Annotated in this window: 23 protein-coding genes; 17 read left to right on the top strand and 6 right to left on the bottom strand. The window is 62.7% G+C overall.

Annotated features, from left to right (window positions below; genetic code table 11):
- Positions 1-18: 18 nt before the first annotated feature.
- From AC0NIL_RS21305 to recJ, 7 genes are all read left to right on the top strand, one after another.
- Complete coding sequence (locus tag AC0NIL_RS21305) at positions 19-1,236, top strand: LL-diaminopimelate aminotransferase (protein WP_013531991.1); 1,218 nt, start codon at positions 19-21, stop codon at positions 1,234-1,236.
- A gap of 47 nt (positions 1,237-1,283) precedes the next feature.
- The gene (locus tag AC0NIL_RS21300; protein WP_473573791.1) at positions 1,284-2,597 is read left to right on the top strand and encodes a homoserine dehydrogenase; all 1,314 of its coding nucleotides are present in this window, start codon (positions 1,284-1,286) and stop codon (positions 2,595-2,597) included.
- A 133-nt stretch (positions 2,598-2,730) separates the two neighbouring features.
- Entirely contained in the window at positions 2,731-3,084 is a 354-nt protein-coding gene (locus tag AC0NIL_RS21295) for a hypothetical protein (protein WP_473573790.1), read from the top strand.
- Positions 3,085-3,155: 71 nt separating this feature from the next.
- Entirely contained in the window at positions 3,156-3,323 is a 168-nt protein-coding gene (locus AC0NIL_RS21290; RefSeq protein WP_013531988.1) for a Thivi_2564 family membrane protein, read from the top strand.
- 204 nt (positions 3,324-3,527) lie between these two features.
- Positions 3,528-4,511 (top strand): class II fructose-bisphosphatase, encoded by a 984-nt coding sequence (gene glpX, locus AC0NIL_RS21285; protein WP_013531987.1) that lies wholly within the window; start codon positions 3,528-3,530, stop codon positions 4,509-4,511.
- Between the two features lie 73 nt (positions 4,512-4,584).
- Positions 4,585-4,818: a DUF6434 domain-containing protein gene (locus AC0NIL_RS21280; RefSeq protein WP_473573789.1), complete on the top strand. Its 234-nt coding sequence runs from the start codon at positions 4,585-4,587 to the stop codon at positions 4,816-4,818.
- A gap of 178 nt (positions 4,819-4,996) precedes the next feature.
- Entirely contained in the window at positions 4,997-6,781 is a 1,785-nt protein-coding gene (gene recJ, locus AC0NIL_RS21275; RefSeq protein ID WP_013531985.1) for a single-stranded-DNA-specific exonuclease RecJ, read from the top strand.
- Between the two features lie 7 nt (positions 6,782-6,788).
- Here the strand turns inward: recJ and AC0NIL_RS21270 are convergent, their stop codons facing one another.
- The 3 genes from AC0NIL_RS21270 to folE form a co-directional block, all read right to left on the bottom strand.
- Positions 6,789-7,760: a patatin family protein gene (locus AC0NIL_RS21270; RefSeq protein ID WP_063173662.1), complete on the bottom strand. Its 972-nt coding sequence runs from the start codon at positions 7,758-7,760 to the stop codon at positions 6,789-6,791.
- A gap of 84 nt (positions 7,761-7,844) precedes the next feature.
- On the bottom strand, positions 7,845-8,306 hold the full coding sequence (gene hisI / locus AC0NIL_RS21265) for a phosphoribosyl-AMP cyclohydrolase (RefSeq protein ID WP_013531983.1): 462 nt from the start codon (positions 8,304-8,306) through the stop codon (positions 7,845-7,847).
- Positions 8,307-8,341: 35 nt separating this feature from the next.
- Positions 8,342-8,977 (bottom strand): GTP cyclohydrolase I FolE, encoded by a 636-nt coding sequence (gene folE, locus AC0NIL_RS21260; protein ID WP_013531982.1) that lies wholly within the window; start codon positions 8,975-8,977, stop codon positions 8,342-8,344.
- A 240-nt stretch (positions 8,978-9,217) separates the two neighbouring features.
- Here folE and AC0NIL_RS21255 point away from each other — a divergent pair, with 240 nt between their 5' ends.
- Positions 9,218-9,664, top strand: coding sequence for an iron-sulfur cluster assembly scaffold protein (locus tag AC0NIL_RS21255; protein WP_063167874.1), 447 nt, complete (start codon positions 9,218-9,220; stop codon positions 9,662-9,664).
- A gap of 103 nt (positions 9,665-9,767) precedes the next feature.
- Here the strand turns inward: AC0NIL_RS21255 and AC0NIL_RS21250 are convergent, their stop codons facing one another.
- Positions 9,768-10,685, bottom strand: a complete 918-nt coding sequence (locus AC0NIL_RS21250) for a LysR substrate-binding domain-containing protein (protein WP_275954602.1) — start codon at positions 10,683-10,685, stop codon at positions 9,768-9,770.
- Between the two features lie 92 nt (positions 10,686-10,777).
- On the opposite strand from AC0NIL_RS21250, the gene AC0NIL_RS21245 reads away from it, so the two are divergent.
- The 7 genes from AC0NIL_RS21245 to AC0NIL_RS21215 all read left to right on the top strand — a co-directional run bounded on the left by AC0NIL_RS21245 (position 10,778) and on the right by AC0NIL_RS21215 (position 16,217).
- On the top strand, positions 10,778-10,936 hold the full coding sequence (locus AC0NIL_RS21245; protein WP_275954601.1) for a hypothetical protein: 159 nt from the start codon (positions 10,778-10,780) through the stop codon (positions 10,934-10,936).
- Between the two features lie 85 nt (positions 10,937-11,021).
- Positions 11,022-11,396 carry a membrane protein insertion efficiency factor YidD gene (yidD, locus tag AC0NIL_RS21240; protein WP_027162584.1) on the top strand — a complete coding sequence of 125 codons (375 nt, stop codon included), beginning with the start codon at positions 11,022-11,024 and terminating at the stop codon, positions 11,394-11,396.
- Between the two features lie 133 nt (positions 11,397-11,529).
- The gene (gene blaOXA, locus AC0NIL_RS21235; protein WP_275954600.1) at positions 11,530-12,357 is read left to right on the top strand and encodes a class D beta-lactamase; all 828 of its coding nucleotides are present in this window, start codon (positions 11,530-11,532) and stop codon (positions 12,355-12,357) included.
- A 176-nt stretch (positions 12,358-12,533) separates the two neighbouring features.
- Complete coding sequence (gene thrS / locus AC0NIL_RS21230; protein ID WP_063172025.1) at positions 12,534-14,510, top strand: threonine--tRNA ligase; 1,977 nt, start codon at positions 12,534-12,536, stop codon at positions 14,508-14,510.
- A gap of 84 nt (positions 14,511-14,594) precedes the next feature.
- Positions 14,595-15,533 (top strand): lysophospholipid acyltransferase family protein, encoded by a 939-nt coding sequence (locus AC0NIL_RS21225; RefSeq protein ID WP_275954599.1) that lies wholly within the window; start codon positions 14,595-14,597, stop codon positions 15,531-15,533.
- A gap of 104 nt (positions 15,534-15,637) precedes the next feature.
- Positions 15,638-15,913: a type II toxin-antitoxin system ParD family antitoxin gene (locus tag AC0NIL_RS21220; protein ID WP_127366467.1), complete on the top strand. Its 276-nt coding sequence runs from the start codon at positions 15,638-15,640 to the stop codon at positions 15,911-15,913.
- Positions 15,903-16,217 carry a type II toxin-antitoxin system RelE/ParE family toxin gene (locus tag AC0NIL_RS21215; RefSeq protein WP_063167878.1) on the top strand — a complete coding sequence of 105 codons (315 nt, stop codon included), beginning with the start codon at positions 15,903-15,905 and terminating at the stop codon, positions 16,215-16,217. Before AC0NIL_RS21220 ends, AC0NIL_RS21215 begins: the two co-directional genes overlap by 11 nt.
- A 20-nt stretch (positions 16,218-16,237) precedes the next feature.
- Here AC0NIL_RS21215 and AC0NIL_RS21210 read toward each other — a convergent pair whose 3' ends face one another.
- Positions 16,238-17,200, bottom strand: a complete 963-nt coding sequence (locus AC0NIL_RS21210; protein ID WP_013531974.1) for a hypothetical protein — start codon at positions 17,198-17,200, stop codon at positions 16,238-16,240.
- A 157-nt stretch (positions 17,201-17,357) separates the two neighbouring features.
- Here AC0NIL_RS21210 and AC0NIL_RS21205 point away from each other — a divergent pair, with 157 nt between their 5' ends.
- Both AC0NIL_RS21205 and AC0NIL_RS21200 read left to right on the top strand, forming a co-directional pair.
- Positions 17,358-17,942: a nitroreductase family protein gene (locus tag AC0NIL_RS21205; protein WP_024505355.1), complete on the top strand. Its 585-nt coding sequence runs from the start codon at positions 17,358-17,360 to the stop codon at positions 17,940-17,942.
- Positions 17,943-18,551, top strand: a complete 609-nt coding sequence (locus tag AC0NIL_RS21200) for a flavin reductase family protein (RefSeq protein ID WP_024505354.1) — start codon at positions 17,943-17,945, stop codon at positions 18,549-18,551.
- 17 nt (positions 18,552-18,568) lie between these two features.
- Here the strand turns inward: AC0NIL_RS21200 and AC0NIL_RS21195 are convergent, their stop codons facing one another.
- Complete coding sequence (locus tag AC0NIL_RS21195; protein ID WP_024505353.1) at positions 18,569-19,285, bottom strand: TetR/AcrR family transcriptional regulator; 717 nt, start codon at positions 19,283-19,285, stop codon at positions 18,569-18,571.
- Between the last annotated feature and the right edge of the window lie 212 nt (positions 19,286-19,497).

The raw sequence follows: 19,497 nt of genomic DNA, 5'->3' as shown, positions 1-19,497 counted from the left end.
TCGCTGTCTGGAACTGCCATGGAAGAATTTCACAAGGTTCGCCGGCTTCCGCCTTACGTGTTCGAGCAGGTCAACCGGCTCAAGGCCAGCGCCCGATCGCGTGGCGCCGACATCATCGACCTCGGCATGGGCAATCCGGACCTGCCGACGCCCAAGGCTATCGTCGACAAATTGTGCGAGGTCGTGCGCGACCCGCGCACGCATCGCTATTCCTCGTCGCGCGGCATTCCGGGCCTGCGCCGCGCCCAGGCCGCCTACTATGGCAGGCGCTTCGGCGTGAAACTCAATCCCGACACGCAAGTGGTGGCCACGCTTGGCTCGAAGGAAGGCTTTGCCAACATGGCGCAGGCGATCACCGCGCCCGGCGACGTCATCCTGTGCCCGAACCCGACCTATCCGATCCATGCCTTCGGCTTTATCATGTCGGGCGGCGTCATCCGCTCGCTGCAGGTGGAGCCGGACGACGGTTTCATCCCGGCGCTCGAGCGCGGTGTCAAGCATTCGATCCCGAAGCCGCTGGCGCTGATCCTCAACTATCCGTCGAACCCGACAGCGCTGGTCGCCTCGCTCGATTTCTACAAGGATGTGGTCGCCTTCGCCAAGAAGAACGACATCATCATCCTGTCCGACCTTGCCTATTCGGAGATCTATTTCGACGGCAATCCGCCGCCTTCGGTGCTGCAGGTGCCTGGCGCGATCGACGTTTGCGTCGAATTCACCTCCATGTCGAAGACCTTCTCCATGCCCGGTTGGCGCATGGGCTTTGCCGTCGGCAACGAGCGGCTGATCTCGGCGCTGACGCGGGTGAAGTCCTACCTCGATTACGGCGCCTTCACGCCGATCCAGGTGGCGGCGGCACACGCGCTCAACGGCGACGGCGCCGACATCGCCGAGGTGCGCGACATCTACCACAAGCGCCGCGACGTGATGGTCGACGCCTTCGGCCGCGCCGGCTGGACCATTCCGGCACCGGCGGCATCGATGTTCGCCTGGGCGCCGATCCCGGAGCCGTTCAAGCATCTCGGCTCGCTCGAATTCTCCAAGCTGCTCATCGAACATGCCGACGTGGCCGTGGCGCCCGGTGTCGGCTTCGGCGAGCATGGCGACGAATTCGTGCGCGTTGCTCTGGTCGAGAACGAGCACAGGATCCGGCAGGCGGCGCGCAACATCAAGCGCTTCCTGTCGACCAGCGCCAAGCAGCCCAACAATGTCGTGCCGCTCTCCGCTCACCGGTAAGCTTGCCGCACGCAAATTCGATCTGACTTTGAGGGACGTCGCCGGACATGGCTGAAGCATTGCGTGTTGGAATTGCCGGCCTCGGCACGGTCGGTGCATCGGTGGCGCGCGTGCTGCGCGACAAAGCGGTGGAACTGACCCGCCAGTGCGGCCGTGACGTGATCGTCACCGCCGTCTCGGCGCGCGACCACAAGCGCGATCGGGGCGTCGATCTGAGCTCTGCAAAGTGGTTCGACGATCCGGTCAAGATGGCCCAGACCGCAGAAATCGACGTGTTCGTCGAACTGATCGGCGGCGACGAGGGCCCGGCGCGCTCATCGGTGAAGACGGCACTCGAAGCCGGCCGTCACGTCGTCACCGCCAACAAGGCGCTGCTGGCCAAGCATGGCGTGGCGCTGGCCGAGATCGCCGAGAAGAAGGGCGTGCTTCTCAACTACGAGGCGGCGGTGGCGGGCGGCATTCCCGTCATCAAGACGATGCGTGAGGCGATGGCCGGCAATTCGGTCACCCGCGTGTTCGGCATCCTCAACGGCACCTGTAACTACATCCTGACCCGCATGGAGGCCGAGGGCATCTCGTTCGATGCTTGCCTGAAGGACGCGCAGCGGCTGGGCTATGCCGAGGCTGATCCGACCTTCGACATCGAGGGCCACGACACGGCGCACAAACTGTCGATCCTGACCAGCCTTGCCTTTGGCACCAGGATCGCCGCCAACGACATCTACATGGAAGGCATTTCCAACATCACCCAGGCCGACATCCGCGCGGCCGCCGTTCTCGGCTACCGGATCAAGCTGCTGGGTGTCGCCCAGCGCACCGAGAGCGGCATCGAGCAGCGCGTGCATCCTACTATGGTGCCGACCGCATCGGTCATCGCGCAGGTGCATGGCGTCACCAATGCGGTGGCGATCGAAACCGACATTCTGGGCGAGCTGCTGCTGTCCGGCCCCGGTGCGGGCGGCAACGCCACCGCATCGGCCGTCATCGGCGACATCGCCGACATCGCCAAGAGCCGGCCAGGCTTCCAGCATGGTCCGGTCTTCGGCCGGCCGGCCAAGGAGCTGAAACCCTACAAGAAGGCGCAGATGCGCAGCCATGCCGGCGGTTATTTCATCCGGCTGACCGTGCACGACCGCATCGGCGTGTTCGCGGCAATCGCCAAGCGCATGGCCGACAATGACATCTCGCTGGAATCGATCGTCCAGCACGCAGTCAACGGCGAGGCGGCGGCACAGAAGACGGTGATCCTTGTCACCCACGAGACGACGGAGGCCGCCGTGCGCAAGGCGGTAGACGGCATCACCAAGGACGGACATCTGACCGACAAACCGCAGGTCATCCGCATCGAACGGGCAGGGTAGCTTTGTCCGACAGCCGCGCGGGACAAGAATTCCGCAGGCATTGAGGTCCGGTCTGGAGGCAGGCAGCCGCCACAGACCGGAACGAATTCGCGTCGACGCCGTTCTCTTGGTCACCAACCAGAGGAACCGCTTCATGGCTGATACCAACAAATCCGACACCCCCGATATCGACGTCCAAAAGACGCTGGAAAAGCAGATTGCCGAGCTGCGCAGGGAGATCACCAAGATCAACAAGAGCATTTCGGCGCGGGGCGCGGAGATGCTCGACGACGCCAGCGAACAGGCGTCCGAGTTGTACGACACCGCGGCGAACCGCACTTCGCGTACGGCGCAACAACTGCGCAGCCAGGCCCAGGCTGTTTCGGAAGTCGCGCGCGAGAATCCTGGTACGACGACAGCTTTGGTCGGCGTGATCGGCCTGCTCGGCTTTCTGGCCGGCTTCGCCATTGCTCAATCGACGAACGATACCTCCCGCCGCTGGTATTGACCGCAGCGCAACAGGGCCGGGCTTCCGGCCTTTTCTATTGTTTTCAGCAAATCACTTTTAAGGAGGACACCATGGCTTCATCAGCGTTGATCGGCATCCTGATCACATTCCTCGTCATCATCCTCGTTCTCTATCTGGTTCAACGCCTGCCGCTCGATGGCCGGATGAGACAGATAGTTCAGGTCATCGTCATCATCATCGGCATCATTTCGCTGCTCAAATACCTCGCGGTTTTTTAGGCCGCGAAGGCCGCCATTCTCACCGTTTTAAGACTGGCCCGGCGCGTGGCGATCGGGCCGGTCGTGTTTCAAGACGTAGTTTAATCGATTGATATTGTTGGATATTCGATAAAATTTGTGGCAGGTCTTGCCGTTGTCATGCTCGTTTGACAAAACAGGCCCGCCTCCGGCGGGAGGCCGCATTGCCAACGAGGAAATCACCAGATGAATGTGGCCCAGAACATCGTCGCCGGCCTTGACCGGATACTCACTATGGAACTGGTGCGCGTCACCGAACGGGCCGCCGTCGCGGCCGCCAGGCTGCGTGGGCGCGGCGACGAAAAGGCGGCCGACCAGGTCGCCGTGGATGCCATGCGCCAGGAACTCAACCGGCTTTCCATCAGGGGCACGGTGGTGATCGGCGAGGGCGAGCGCGATGAAGCGCCGATGCTCTATATCGGCGAAGAAGTCGGCTCCGGCAAAGGTCCGGCGGTCGATATCGCGCTCGATCCGCTCGAAGGCACGACGATCTGCGCCAAGAACCTGCCCAATGCGCTCGCCGTCATCGCCATCGCCGAAAAGGGCAGCCTGCTGTTTGCGCCCGATGTCTACATGGATAAGATCGCCATCGGTCCGGGCTATGCGGACGGCGTCATCGATATCGATGCCTCACCGGCCGAAAACATCGCCAGCCTCGCCCGCGCCAAGGGCGTGGCTATTTCGGACATCACCACCTGTATCCTCGACCGGCCACGTCATGCCAAGCTGATCGATGCCGTGCGCGCCACGGGTGCCGCGATCCGGCTGATCGGCGACGGCGATGTCGCCGGCGTCATCCACACCACGGATCCGGAAGAAACCGGCATCGATATCTATCTCGGTACTGGCGGAGCACCCGAGGGCGTGCTGGCCGCCGCCGCGCTGCGCTGCACCGGCGGCCAGATGCAGGGCAGGCTGATCCTCGACACACCGGAAAAGGTTGCTCGCGCGGCAAAGATGGGTATTTCCAATCCGAAACGGGTCTATCGGACGGAGGACATGGCGCGCGGCGATGTGCTGTTTGCGGCCACCGGTGTCACCGACGGCAACATGCTGGCTGGCGTCAAGTTCGGCCACAATTACATCACCACCCACACGATCGTGCTGCGCTCGTCGTCGCGGACGGTGCGCGAGATCAAGGCACGCCATCAGGACCTGGATAAGTTCTGACGCTTGCTTGCGAAGCCACCTTGCAATTGTTAGCCATTCGGGCGCACCCGATATTGGCTGCAAGGATTTGACGATGAAACCGTTCGACTGGCACGCGGATCCGATCTCGCGCGCCACCGCCATCACGCAGTCTTATCGCAACACCCAGAATGTGCGTCGCTTTCTCATCCGGGAATGCAGCTACGCATTCAGCTTCGACCGGTCTTTCATGGCCTGGCTGAAGGACGGTGTGGAAAAGACGATGGGCGATGCGGCCGACGAATGGCTTCGGCGCCAGGCTGAAAAGCGGAAAGCGCAGTTTTCTTGATACTTCCCGGACGGCGCACCCCGTGAATCGCTTGGCTTTGCCTGCCTTTGGCCTATAGAGCGTCGCATGAACGTGACACGCTTTAAATCGTTGCCAATACAGGTCGTCGCCCCAAAACCGCTGCGCACTTTTGGGCGACATGCACTATCGTGCGGCCAACGATGAGTTGGCAAAGCGTATGACCGGCGAAAAGCGCCTCTTCCTCGATGTCAGGCAGTCGGTGTCAGGGGTTTCCTGGGAGCACCGGCTGACCGAGCGGCAGGACATGATCGCGCTCGCCATCGCGCAAGGCTACGGGGTACCCGATATCGTAGCACGGGTGCTTGCCGGCCGCGGCGTCACCGCCGAGCAGACCGAGCGGTTTCTCGATCCGACGATCCGCGATCTTCTGCCGGATCCGGCATCGCTGACCGACATGGACAGGGCGGCGGCCCGGATCGCCGCCGCGGTGATGGCCAGGGAAAAGGTGGCGATCTTCGGCGACTATGATGTCGACGGCGCCGCCTCGTCGGCCTTGCTGAAGCGGTTCCTCACGCATTTCTCGGTGCCGTCGGAAATCTACATCCCGGATCGTATTTTCGAGGGCTATGGCCCCAACCCCGACGCCATGCGCGAACTTGTTTCGCGTGGCGCGACACTGATCGTCACCGTCGATTGCGGCACCAACAGCGCCGCCTCCATCGATGCCGCCAATGAGGCCGGGGCCGATGTCGTGGTGCTCGACCACCACCAGGTCGGCGGTGCCTTGCCGGCGGCAATCGCTGTCGTCAATCCCAATCGCGACGACGACCTTTCCGGGCAGGGCCATCTCTGTGCCGCCGGCGTGGTCTTCCTCGCCCTTGTGCAGACGGCCAGGATCCTGCGTAGCCGCATGGCCGATGCTACGCCGCCGGACCTGCTTTCGCTGCTCGATATCGTGGCATTGGCCACCGTTTGTGACGTGGTGCCGCTGACCGGCGTCAACCGTGCCTTCGTGGTCAAGGGGCTGCAGATGGCGCGCCAGCAGAAGAACGAAGGGCTCGCGGCACTGGCACGGGTGTCGCGCATCGGCGAGCCGATCAGCACCTTCCATCTGGCCTATCTGATCGGCCCGCGCATCAATGCCGGCGGACGCATCGGCGATGCCGCACTTGGCAGCCGGTTGCTTGCGACCGACGACCCGGTCGAGGCGCGCACCATTGCCGAGACGCTCGACCGGCTCAACCAGGAACGGCAGCTGATGGAGCAGGAGATGCTCGCGGCGGCGCGCGCCGAGGCCGATGCAGAGCTCGCCGGCGGCAATGGCCCGGCGATCGTCGTCACCGCCAGCAACAGCTGGCATCCGGGCATCGTCGGTTTGCTCGCCTCACGGCTGAAGGATCATGCCCGCCGGCCGGCCTTCGCCATCGCCTTCAACGCCAACGGCATCGGCACCGGCTCGGGCCGCTCGGTCTCGGGTTTCGACCTCGGCCGGCTGGTGCGCGAGGCGGCCATTGCCGGTCTGATCGTCAAGGGTGGCGGGCATGGCATGGCGGCGGGCATCACCGTCGAGCGGGCGAGGCTTGGTGAGCTCAGGGCGTTTTTCGAAGAGCGGGCGGCAGCCGACGTGTTTCGCCTGCAGGGCGAGGAAAGCCTGGCCATAGACGGTGCGCTTGCCGCTGAAGGCGCGACACTCAGCCTGCTCGACGCGCTGGAACAAGCCGGACCTTTCGGTGCCGGGCACGTGGCCCCTGTTTTCGCGTTGCCGCGCCACCGGTTGGCCGATGCGCGGCCGGTCGGCACCAATCACATCCGCGTCGAGCTGCAATCGGAAAGCGGCGGCCGCATCCAGGCGATCGCCTTTCGCGCCGTCGATACCGCGCTTGGCGAATTCCTGTTCAAGAACCGGGGCAAGACAATCCACGTCGCCGGTTCGCTCTCAGGAAATTACTGGAACGGCAACCGCACCGTTCAGTTTCGTATCACCGATGCGGCTCGTGCGTAGGTTTTGATCAGGCGAGAACTGTCTGCAGCCGGGTCAGTTCGCCGATCTGCGCCATCGTCGCCTGATAGCCGAGCTTGATCGCCTCGTCGGCGCGGTGGAACTCGGTCAGGCCGATATGGCTGAGCTTCGGCTGCAGCGACATGTCGGGCGGGTCGCCGGCAAGCCTGGCGCGCGAAATGCGGTCCTGAATGATGTTGAAGGCCTCGACCATGACACCGGTGATGCCGAGCCGCGTCTGATGCGACTGGCGCTCGGCGTCGATCTGGCCAGGCCGCGGCGCGTCCTTTTCGACGACCAGTTCGCCAGCGCTGTGCTTGATGACGGCGGCACGGCCGAACAGGTCATAGTGAAGGTTGACCGCCACGACGAGCGGCTGCTCGTAGGCGCGGCAGACCGAAACCGGTACGGGGTTGACCAGAGCGCCGTCGACCAGCACGCGGCCGTTGCAATTCACCGGCTCGAACACGCCGGGAAGCGCATAAGAGGCGCGCATGGCGGTGATCAATGAGCCGCTCGACAGCCAGATTTCGTGGCCCGTGCGGATTTCGGAAGTGACCGCGACGAACGGCTTGGCAAGGTCCTCGAAACGAATGCCGGCCATGTGCTCGCGCAGCCTTGCATCGAGTTTCATGCCGCCGAACAGGCCGCTGCCGCGCAAATTGAGATCGAGCAGGCCGAAAATGCGGCGCTTGGTCAGGCTGCGGGCGAATTCTTCGAGCTCGTCCAGTTTGCCGGCGAGATAGCAGCCGCCGACCAGCGCGCCGATCGAGGTGCCGGCGATCATCGATACTTCGATGCCGGCTTCATCCAGCGCGCGCAGCACGCCGATATGCGCCCAGCCGCGGGCGCACCCGCCACCCAAGGCGAGCGAAATGCCTGTTTTCTTTTGGGAGTTCGTTTCGGACGCGCCGCCTGACGAGGACAGGCCGTTGGCCTCCCTGACATCTGGTCTGTTACGCAATGACGCCCACTCGAGCATCATAATCTCCCTTGTCCCACGGCTACTATACGAGCGGGGCGTATCGAAATGATGAATCTGTGTCGTTGGTGTCAGGCAGAAGGTTCAAGCTGTTGGTTTCCGATACGTGTTTTCCGCATCGAACAGCGGCTTGCTGCCGTCGATGGCAAGCGTCCCTTTGCCGTCGACCAGCCCCACCGTCCGATAAAAGCATGAACGCCGGCCAGTGTGACAGGTTGCGTCGTGGCCCAACACTTTGACGCGCAACCATATGGCATCCTGGTCACAATCCGTGAGCATCTCGACGACATGCTGAAAATTGCCTGATGTTTCGCCCTTTTTCCAAAGCGCGCTGCGCGAGCGCGACCAGTAGTGGGCGATGCCGGTCTCAAGCGTCAGCGCCAGTGCTTGCGCGTTCATATGCGCAACCATCAACAGCATGCCGTCCGCGGCGTCTGTCACGACGACCGTGACCAGCCCGGCTGCATCGAAGCGCGGCGAAAACACCGCGCCTTCCTCGAGAGCCTTCTTGTCCGACGGAGCTTTTGGAAATTCCAGTGCCGACATCGCCGGTCCTTATTTTGATGGCCGGCGAGGGCCGATCAGACCCCGCCGCCGCGCACCATGGTGACGAAACGGACCTGCTCTTCGGGCGTGTCCTTGAAAACGCCGGTGAAGGTCGAGGTCAGCGTGGTTGATCCCTGCTTGCGGATGCCGCGCATGGCCATGCACATGTGCTCGGCCTCGATCATGACGGCGACGCCGCGCGGATTGAGCACGTCCTGGATGACGCCGGCGATCTGCGCCGTCAGCGCCTCCTGGGTTTGCAGGCGGTGGGCGAAGATATCGACGACGCGTGCGATCTTGGACAGGCCGACGACCTTGCCGTCCGGAAGATACCCGACATGCGCCTTGCCGATGATCGGCACCATATGGTGCTCGCAATGCGAATGGAATGTGATGTCCTTGACGATGACCAGGTCATCGTAGCCGGCGACCTCCTCGAAGGTGCGGCCGAGCTCGTCGGCCGGGCACATGTCGTAACCACCGAACATTTCGCGAAAGGCCTTTGCCACCCGCTTCGGCGTGTCGACCAACCCTTCGCGGTCCGGATTGTCGCCGGTCCAGCGCAAAAGCGTGCGCACGGCGGCTTCGACCTCGGCTTCGCTTGGCCGGTCGGTGACCGGCTTTTCCATATAGGCTGACTGTGGCATGAGCTTCTTGATGACGGCATCCATAAAGGCGTCTCCCGTAGTCCCTCTCGGCGGAGGAACGAGTTGAACGGACCACGACCTTTCGGTGTCGGAAACTCGCCCCGTTTCCAGCCCCGTAAGCGGCGTGAACTTCCCGGCAAGGACATTGGCTTTCGTCGTTCTTGTCGATACCGGACTGCCAGCATTATATAAGGTCATAGCGAGCGAAAGGAAGACACGACAGCGGCAATCGCTGTTCGCTTGGCGGCGACGGATTGGAAAATTATGATAAACGACGTCTACAACGCGAAAATTCTCGGTTTTGCCGGAAACATCGCCCGCATCGGCCGTCTCGATCATCCTGACGCGACCGCCAAGGCGCACTCCAAGCTATGCGGTTCGACCGTCACCGTCGACCTCAAGATGCAGGACGGCGTCGTCACGGACTTTGCCCATGACGTGAAGGCCTGCGCGCTCGGCCAGGCGTCGTCATCGATCATGGCGCAGCATGTCGTCGGCGCGAGTGCCGAGGAATTGCGCGCGGTGCGCGACTCCATGCTGAAGATGCTCAAGGAAAATGGCGCCCCGCCGGACGGCCGCTTTGCGGATCTCAGATATTTGGAGCCGGTGCGCGACTACAAGGCGCGGCACGCTTCGACCATGCTGACTTTCGATGCCGTGGTCGACGCGATCGGCCAGATCGAGAAGAAGCGCGCCGAAGAAGCGGCCTGACCTTGGGATTTGGCCGTCCACGGTGCGCAGGCTTCGCGCAGGCGCCCAAATCTTTGCTGCCACTGCTTGGCATTTGGCTGGACAGGAACCGGGCCAGAAGGGTTTAAACCTGCGCTTCCAGCGCCCGCCTGCTTTCGGCAAATTCGCTTCTGAGCCAGTCGGCGAACGCGGCGACCGGCTCCGAGAGGTCGTGCAGGTTTCTGGCCACCAGCCAATAGGCGCCGGATGCGACGTCGATGTCGAACGGCTTGACCAGCGCGCCGGATGCGATTTCCCCGCCGATCTGCAACAGATCGCCCAATGCCACGCCATGTCCGAGCAAGGCGGCCTGCTTTGAAAGCGACGCATCCGCCAGCATCGGCCCGCGCGCGGGCACGGCGTCGGCGGGCACGCCGGCCGCTTCGAACCAGCGCACCCAGCCCTGGCGGTTCTCCTCGTGCAAAAGCGTGTAGCGGCCAAGATCGATTGGCTTCCTGAGGGCAGGGCCAGAAGCAAGCAGCGCCGGCGACAGGACCGGCGAATCGACCGTCGAGGCAAGCCGCTCGGCCTGGCTGCGCGGCCACGAGTCGGCATGCGCGCTGAAGCGCAAGGCAAGCTCCGGCTGATCGCTGCGGAACTCGATCAGCCTTGGATCGACTTCGAGGGAGACGTCGATGTCGGGCCGCAATTGGCGAAACCGGTTGAGCCGGGGAACCAGCCACACGGAGGCAAGCGACGGCTCGACACTGACGCGGACCACGGACTGTGCCGGTGTCGCCACCAGATCGCCAAGCAAGGTATCGATGGCGTCGAAACTTCTGACAAGCTGATCCAGCAGACGCCGGCCGGTGTCGGTCAGTTCGACTCGTCGATGGTGACGTTCGAACAAGGGTCGATGCAGGAAGATTTCGAGCTCGCGGATCTGCCGGCTGATCGCCGCCTGCGAGACGAAAAGCTCCTCGGCGGCCCGGCTGAAGCTCAGATGCCGGCCCGCCGCCTCGAAGCTCCTCAATGCCGTCAGCGGCAGGCGCCCACGCTTCATTTCGCATAGCCCAGGATTATCCGAAGTGGAAATTATACTCGTTTGAAGGCGAAGGCCAGCGGCGGTCTAATCCATGTCGAAGGAGGCCGACCATGATCCAGTTGCTGAACATTTTTGGCGATGTCATGCGGATCGCGACGTTTCAATGGCGTGACGAAAAGCAGCATTCAAAGCGCCGCGAGGAGCCGGCCAGTCGTGACCGCTGGGCGCCGTCGGCTGACAGGCAGCCGTTTCGCCGTTCCCGTCCGTGATGGCGGGGGCGCGCAAGGAGCGGGGATTGCGTTCTCCGGCAGAAGTCCACATCTATCGCCTGGGAAACGCGATACGGAGACTGTGGTGCGCGACCAGCATGGGCATGCGCATATAGACGGGTCGCAAAAACGCGGCCGCAACTGGCCCGGCCCCTGGCGCAAGACGCCAGGCCGTCTCCTCGGCACGTCGCTCGTGCGCCTCTACCAGCTGACGCTGTCGGGCTTTGTCGGCAATTCCTGCCGGCATCTGCCGACCTGTTCGGAATATGCGCATGAGGCGATCGCCCGCCATGGCCTGTGGGCCGGCGGCTGGATGGGATTCTTCCGCGTGCTGCGCTGCGGGCCATTCGGCACGCATGGCATAGACCTGGTGCCGGAGGCGCTTGCGGATCGCTATCTCTGGTTCATGCCCTGGCGGTACTGGCGGATCGGCAGCAAGCGCGGCAAAGCGCAGGAATGATGGCCGGGGGAGAGCAGGTTTACGATCCGGTAGGGTTAACAACAGCCTGCACAAAGACTGCGCATTTGAGACAAAATCGAGACAAGAGACCCCGCTAAGCCGCTCGCGAACCCCCTTCTGGAGCGAGCAGAAAATGCGCAATTTCGACCGTCTTCCCTTCATCTTTGCCGGGATCCTGTTCCTGCTCGCCTGGCTGCTGGGATTTCCGTTGCGCGCGCAATCGGCGCCGCTGGGGGATTTGCAGTGCACGGTGATCGCCGATGCGGCGAGCGGCAAGACGCTTTACCAGGACGGAGTGTGCGACCAGCGGTTCAGCCCGGCCTCGACGTTCAAGGTGCCGCTGTCGCTGATCGGCTATGACAGCGGGATCCTGAGCGACGAGCATACGCCGGCGTGGGACTACAAGCCGGAGTTCAAGGCGGTGAAGCGGGACCAGAAGACCGTCGATCCGGTGATCTGGGAACGGGATTCGATCGTCTGGTTCTCCCGTGAAATCACCAGTCGGCTCGGGCCGGAAAAATTGGCTGGCTATGTCTCCAAATTCGGCTACGGCAATGCCGATGTTTCCGGCAATCCCGGCAAGAATGATGGTTTGACCCAATCCTGGATAAACTCCTCGCTCAAGATCACGCCGGTCGAGCAGGTCGATTTCCTGCGCAAGCTGCTGGCCCGCAAGCTGCCTGTCTCGGCCAGGGCCTACGACATGACATCAGCCATCATCCCGACCTTCCAGGCCGGAGGCTGGACGGTGCAAGGCAAGACCGGAAGCACCAGGCTGCGCAACGATGCCGATAAGGTTCAGGACAAGCGCTCGCTTGGGTGGTTCGTCGGCTGGGCGAACAAGGATGGCCGCCAGATCGTCTTTGCGCGCCTTGTCGTCGACACCAATCGGACCGATATGCCCAAAGGCCTCAAGACCCGAGCCGCGTTCCTGAAGGACCTGCCGCTGCTCATCAAATGAAGTCTGACATTTGAGCCGGGCTTTACGGCGGCGGAATCTGTCCATAAAAGACAGCCGCTGCCGGACGCATCCGGCCTACTCTTTGCATGTCGTACCCCCAAAACCGCCCACACATTTTTGGGCGACATGCATTTCAACCACCCGCGCTCGTTTGCGGGACTGGATAGGAGATATACATGCTGAATTCCGTTTCCCTGACATTTCCCGATGGCTCCGTCCGCGAATACGACGCGGCGATGACCGGTGCGGGCCTCGCCGAATCGATCTCGAAGTCGCTGGCCAAGAAGGCGGTCGCCTATGCGATCGACGGCACCGTCCGCGATCTCAGCGATCCGCTTGGCAAATCCGGCAAGGTCGAGATCGTCACCCGCGACGACCCGCGCGCACTCGAACTGATCCGTCACGACGCCGCACATGTGTTGGCGGAAGCCGTGCAGGAATTGTGGCCGGGAACGCAGGTGACCATCGGGCCGGTGATCGAGAACGGGTTTTACTACGACTTCGCCCGCAACGAGCCGTTCACGCCTGACGATTTTCCCGTGATCGAGAAGAAGATGCGCGAGATCATTTCGCGCAACAAGCCGTTCACCAAGGAAGTCTGGTCGCGCGACAAGGCGAAGAAAGTGTTTGCCGACAAGGGCGAACGCTACAAGCTGGAGCTGATCGACGCCATTCCCGAGGATCAGGATCTCAAGATCTACGCGCAGGGCGACTGGTTCGATCTTTGCCGTGGCCCGCACATGGCCTCGACGGGGCAGATCGGCAACGCCTTCAAACTGATGAAGGTGGCCGGCGCCTATTGGCGCGGCGATTCGAACAATCCGATGCTGACCCGCATCTACGGCACGGCCTGGGCTGATCAGGCGCAGCTCGAAGCCTATCAGACGATGCTGGAGGAGGCCGAGAAGCGCGACCACAGGAAGATCGGCCGCGAGATGGACCTGTTCCATTTCCAGGAAGAGGGGCCTGGCGTCGTCTTCTGGCACGCCAAGGGCTGGAAGATGTTCCAGAACCTGGTCAACTACATGCGCCGCCGCCTCGACGAGCAGGGCTATCAGGAGGTCAACGCGCCGCAGGTTCTCGACAAGAGCCTGTGGGAGACGTCAGGCCATTGGGGATGGTATCGCGACGCCATGTTCAAGGTGACGGTGGCCGGCGACGATACCGATGACGACCGGGTTTTCGCTCTGAAGCCGATGAACTGCCCGGGCCATGTGCAGATTTTCAAGCATGGGTTGAAGTCTTATCGCGATCTGCCTGTCAAACTTGCGGAATTCGGCAACGTCCACCGTTACGAACCATCCGGCGCGCTGCACGGGCTGATGCGCGTGCGCGGTTTTACGCAAGACGATGCGCACATCTTCTGCACCGAGGAGCAATTGGCGGCGGAATGCCTGCGCATCAACGATCTGATCCTGTCGACCTATGCTGATTTCGGTTTCGACGAAATCAGCGTCAAGCTGTCGACGCGGCCGGACAAACGCGTCGGTACCGACGAGGCGTGGGATCACGCCGAGGCGATCATGGGCGGCGTGCTGGAGACGATCAGGACACGGTCCGGCAATCGCATCAAGACCTCGATCAATCCGGGTGAGGGCGCCTTCTACGGGCCGAAATTCGAATATGTGCTGAAGGATGCCATCGGCCGCGAATGGCAGTGCGGCACGACGCAGGTCGATTTCAACCTGCCGGAGCGGTTTGGCGCCTTCTATATCGGCTCGGATTCCGAGAAGAAGCAGCCTGTCATGGTTCACCGCGCCATCTGCGGCTCGATGGAGCGCTTCCTTGGCATCCTGATCGAGAACTATTCCGGCCATTTCCCGCTGTGGTTCGCGCCGCTGCAGGTGGTGGTGGCGACGATCACGTCGGATGCCGACGACTATGCGACCGAGGTGGTGGCAAAGCTGAAGGCCGCTGGGCTGTTGGCGGAAGCGGATCTGCGCAACGAGAAGATCAACTACAAGGTCCGCGAGCACAGCCTGGCCAAGGTTCCGGTCATCCTCGTCTGCGGCAAGCGCGAAGCGGAAGAGCAGACGGTCAACATGCGCCGACTGGGCTCGCGCGACCAGGAATCGCTTGGCCTTGACCAGGCGATCGCGCAACTGACCGAGGAAGCCGTCACACCCGATCGCCGGCGCAAACGCGCGGCCTGATTGGCATAGTTTCGACCAAATGGCGGTGGAGCGATCCACCGCCATTTTCATATCCCTGTCACGCCGACCTTGTAACGAGCCCCTATGCTCAAGTTGAAATTGCGCGAACGACCCTTTCCCGAGCTTTCCTATGCCAATCCGCGCCAGCCGGCGCTGACGCGCTGGTTCATACATTCGGTCGAAGGCTTGTCGGGCCGCGACCGCTACACAGCCCTCTATGATTTCTGGCGCCGCCAGATCGTGCCGACCGGCGAACGCGTGTTCAGCCGCATGCTCGACCTGATCGACGTGCGGGTGCGGACCGCTGATCAGTGGCCGCCCGCGCAATTGCCAGAGACGCCGCTGGTGATCGTCGCCAATCATCCGTTCGGCATCGGTGACGGTATCGCCGTGCTGTCGCTGGCCGAGCAGCTCGGCCGTCCGTTCCGGGTGATGATCCACAAGGATCTGCTCAAGATCCGCGAGATGGAGCCTTATTCGCTGCCGATCGACTTTTCGGAGACCAAGGATGCGCTGAAGAACAACATGGCCGTGCGCCATGAAGCGGTGCGCCTGCTGAAAGAGGGCGTCACCATCGTGGTATTTCCGGCCGGCGGTGTCGCCACCGCGCCAAAGGGTTTTGGCCGGGCGCGCGATCTGCCGTGGAAGATGTTTCCGGCCCGCCTCGTCCAGGACGCCAGGGCGTCGGTCATCCCGATGCATTTTTCCGGGCAGAACGGCAGGCTGTTCCATCTTGTCAGCGGGCCGATGAACATGGCCGAGCGCGACGGCCGGGTGGCCAAGTTCGTCGGCAAGGCCTCGCTGACGCTGCGCACGTCGCTGCTCATCTACGAATTCGCGCGGCTGTCGGGCAAGGCGATCGACGTGCGCGTCGGCGATGTGCTGAGCTGGAGCGAACTGGAGCCGTTGCGCGACCGCAAGGCCTTGCTCGACCGCCTCTATCGCGGCGTGTTCGACCTGGCGCCAGCTTTGCCACGCCGCCGGATCCCGTTCCTGCCGGCGCGGACCGAGCTGGCGGCTTGAACAATAAACGTCCGGCTCACAGGGCCGAGTCTTGGCTGGCCGTTGAGAAAAATAGTATGACACTGTAATGTCATGCGCTATATTGGGCAAGGAAAGAGCTTGCCATGAGAACCAGCAAACCGATCACCGTGACCCTCGGCCGCCAGCAGGCCAGCGTTGACGTACGCCTGGCGTCGGGTGCCTACGACTCCGCCAGCGAGGTGATGCGCGCCGCGCTGCGCGCCCTCGACCGCGAAGAGCAGACCATCACCGCGATTATGCGCGCCAAGGTCCAGGAAGCCCTTGACGACCCGCGTCCGGACATCCCGGCAGAAGACGTCTTCAAAGCGCTGCGCGCCCATCATGCGGACCGCATGAAGGCCTCCAAGCGTGACACATAAGGTCGTCTTCAGACCGGCGGCTCAAGCCGACCTCTTCGCCATCTACGACTACATCGAAAACGACAGCGGGAGCAGACGTGCCGACGACTATGTCGACCGCATAGAGGCCGCGTGCATGGCGCTGTCCAACTTCCCGGAGCGCGGGACCGTGCGCGACACTGTTGGCCCCGGCGTCCGCATCGTCGGCTTTGAACGCCGCGTGTCGATCGTTTTCCGGGTCGACGGTGACACCGTGGTCATCCTGCGCGTGCTCTACGGCGGACAGGATTATCCTGCTGGTTCAGAGGATGACGCAGACACCTGATTCTTCTGGTGGATTGCGAACTAATCCGCGCCTTCTTCAGGATCCATCGCCGCGGCCTCGGTGGCCAGAACCTCGATTTCCTGGTTCTGCCCGGCCACGACCGTAAAATCCTTCTGGTAGATGCGGTCGCGGTTCTTGGCGATGATGGTGTAGTCGCCCTCGGCCAGCACCATCGAGGCGAAAGCGCCGACGGTTTCCTTGATCGGATCGCCGGACTCGTTGAGCAACGACCAGGACGTGTCGGCGATCGCCTCGCCACCGGTTTCGCGCACCAACTTCATCGTGATCTCGGCGGCGTGATGCTCGACGGTGGCTTCGGTCAGCTTGCCGGCCTCGACGCGGATGTCGGAGCGAATGACTGCATTGACCGCGCCATAGGTCGAGACGACATGGTAGATGCCGGCGTTGAGCCGCACGACGCTGTTGGGCTCGACATCGGGAATGATCAGCGCGCGGTCGCCATTGGCCTCGGCAGTGCCCTCGTAGATCGAAAAGCGCAGCTTCTTCGGTGGAATGCGCACGCCGCCGGACAGCACGGCGTCGAGCTTGAGGCCGCCGGCATCGAGCACGAGGCTTTCGCGCTTGGCGTCCTTGCCGACAGTGATGCGTTTGGTGGCGCCGGCCCGGCCGTAGGAGGCGTGAACCAGATAGCTGCCGGGTTCGAGTTGAAAGACGGCGGTGCCGCCATGCGAGGAGGCGACCATCGGCAATTTGCCGTTGACGGCTTCCGGCTTGAAGACCCGCCAGACGATGCCGCGCGTGATGTCGGAACCCTTGTCGGTCAACTGGGCAGAGAGTGTGATGGCACCGCCGCCGCTCAGCGCCAGTGACGTCTCGCCTTTCGGCGTCGCGTAGCTCGAAATTCCCGGAAGCTTCAGGTCGCTGACTCCGTCGACATTCTGCGCCATGGCGAACGAAACCGGCGCCATGAACAGCAGGGCGCCGAGCCAGACCAGGAAAAGACGGACAGTCCCCTCAAACATGCCTTGCGTTGAAGCCCATGGCGGTGGCAATTTCAAGGCTTAAGAGTCCGACCGATACGACTCTTCCGTCCGGCGTATCCCGCGCCAATGCCCGAGCCGCCCGAATCCCCGATGGTGCGCTTCAGCTCAAAACAGAATGTCCAGGAGACTTGCGCCCATGGCGTCGCCGATCATCGACTTCCTGCTGACCCGAAACTCCGCACCGATTCCAGATCTGAAGGAGCCGGCGCCGAGCGATGCGGAGATCGCGACAATGATCACTGCTGCCTCCCGGGTGCCCGATCATGGCCGGTTGGAGCCCTGGCGCTTCATCCTCTACCGTGGCGACGCCCGCGTCGAGATCGGCAGGCAACTGGCAGCACTTGCCGAGCAGCGGGAGGGCCCATTGACGGAGGGCCGCCGCAATCAGGAACTGGCGCGGTTCTCGCGCGCACCGCTGGTGATCGGCGTCGTATCTGTCCCCAGGGAGAATCCAAAAATCCCGCAATGGGAAATGTTCCTGTCGGGCGGCATGGCGGCGATGAACCTGATGATATCAGCCAACGCGCTGGGCTTTGGCACCAACATGATCAGCAACTGGTATTCGGATGTGCCGGAGGGCAGGGCACTGCTGGGGCTGGCGCCGCAGGAGCGGGTCATCGGCTTCATCCATATCGGCTCCTATGCCGGCCCGGCGCCGGAGCGGCCCCGGCCCGATCCGGCAAAGCTGTACAGTGACTATTCGGGGCCGTGGGTCGGCTGAATGTTCTACGAGCCTTCAAAGGGCCACGGCCTGCCGCACGACCCTTCGAAGGCGATCGTGGCGCCGCGTCCGATCGGCTGGATTTCGACACTGAACAGGGCTGGTGAGATCAACCTCGCGCCATATTCCTTCTTCAATGCCGTTTCGACGCGGCCTTTCATCGTCTGGTTCTCCTCCGAAGGCGAGAAGGACAGCGCCTCCTTCGCCCAGGAAACCGGCGAGTTCGTCGCCAATCTGGTCAGCCGCGATCTCGCGGAGAAGATGAACCGCACGTCGGTCAATGCTCCGCGCGGCGTCAATGAGTTCGTCTATGCCGATCTTGCCATGGCGCCGTCGCGCCTGGTCGCCCCGCCGCGCGTGGCGGCAGCGCCGGCCGCGCTCGAATGCCGGGTGACTGAAGTTTTTCGGCCAAAGGCCCTGGACGGGTCGCCGACAAGTGCCGTCATCGTCGCCGGTGAAGTGGTCGGCGTGCATATCGACGACGCCTTCCTGACGGACGGCCTGTTCGACATCACCAAGGCCGGCAATGTCGCTCGTCTCGGCTATATGGACTATGCCAGCGTCGACGAGGTGTTTTCGATGCGCCGGCCGCGCTGGGACAAGGACTAGATATCAGGCTCGGCCAGCTACCGCGCCTTGCCGGCACTCGTTCGCCGCCTGGCGGTCATGACGGTGCGCACATAGCCGGGCTCGCCGATCCGAATGCTTCCATCGGGCAGGCCCAGTATGCGGTCGAGGGCGATCTCGTAGAGCCTGACGCGTTTCTCCAGGACTTCGATCGCGGCCTCCATGTCGGCGTCGCTGCCGCCGGCAATGGCCTTGGCCACGACATCACGCGTGGCCATGCCGAATTGCATGACGATGTCGGCGACACCTTCCGGATCGAAGGTCCTGAAAGTGCCGTCTTCGATTCCTTGCCTGATGACCTTGACCAGCAGCGGTGAAAACGACGCGCTGGCGGCCAGATTGATACGGTGGAAAAGCACCAGATTCTCAGGCCGGAACATCGTCTCGAAAAGAGCCCAAGCTTCCGGCGCGGTTTCGATCTTGGCCCGCCGCGACTGGCTGAGCAGGCCATTCAGGCGGCCAAGCGGGTCGAGGCCGGGATCGTGGAGTATGTCCTGGACCCCAGCCAGTGCCTGTCTTGCAAAGCGATCGGCCAATGCCTCCAGGAGAGCCTCCTTGGAGGGGAAGTAATGATAGAAAGCACCCTTCGAGATGCCGGCGGACGCAATCACGTCATTGAGGCTCGCTTTGTCATAGCCCTGGGTCAGGAACAGGGCCTGGGCATGGTCCAGAAGTTCTTCTCGCCTGAGTTCTGGATGCTTGATGACACGGGGCATGACGAACTTTCTGCACGTGATGGCTGCTCCCGTCCAGTCCCGACGTCGGCAGCCAGGGCAACGAATTTCGGGTTAACGGGTCCCTTCGGAGCCTCCGCCTGCGCGTTGGCTGACGGAGCATCAAACGAAAAACCCGCCTGTGCGGCGGGCCACTGGCGCAAATCAGCACCATGGGCAAAAATGTACCATAGCTGAGATCACCGAGTCAAGAA

This window comes from Mesorhizobium sp. WSM1343, from assembly GCF_055901535.1.
This window is presented reverse-complemented; position numbering and strand designations above follow the sequence as displayed.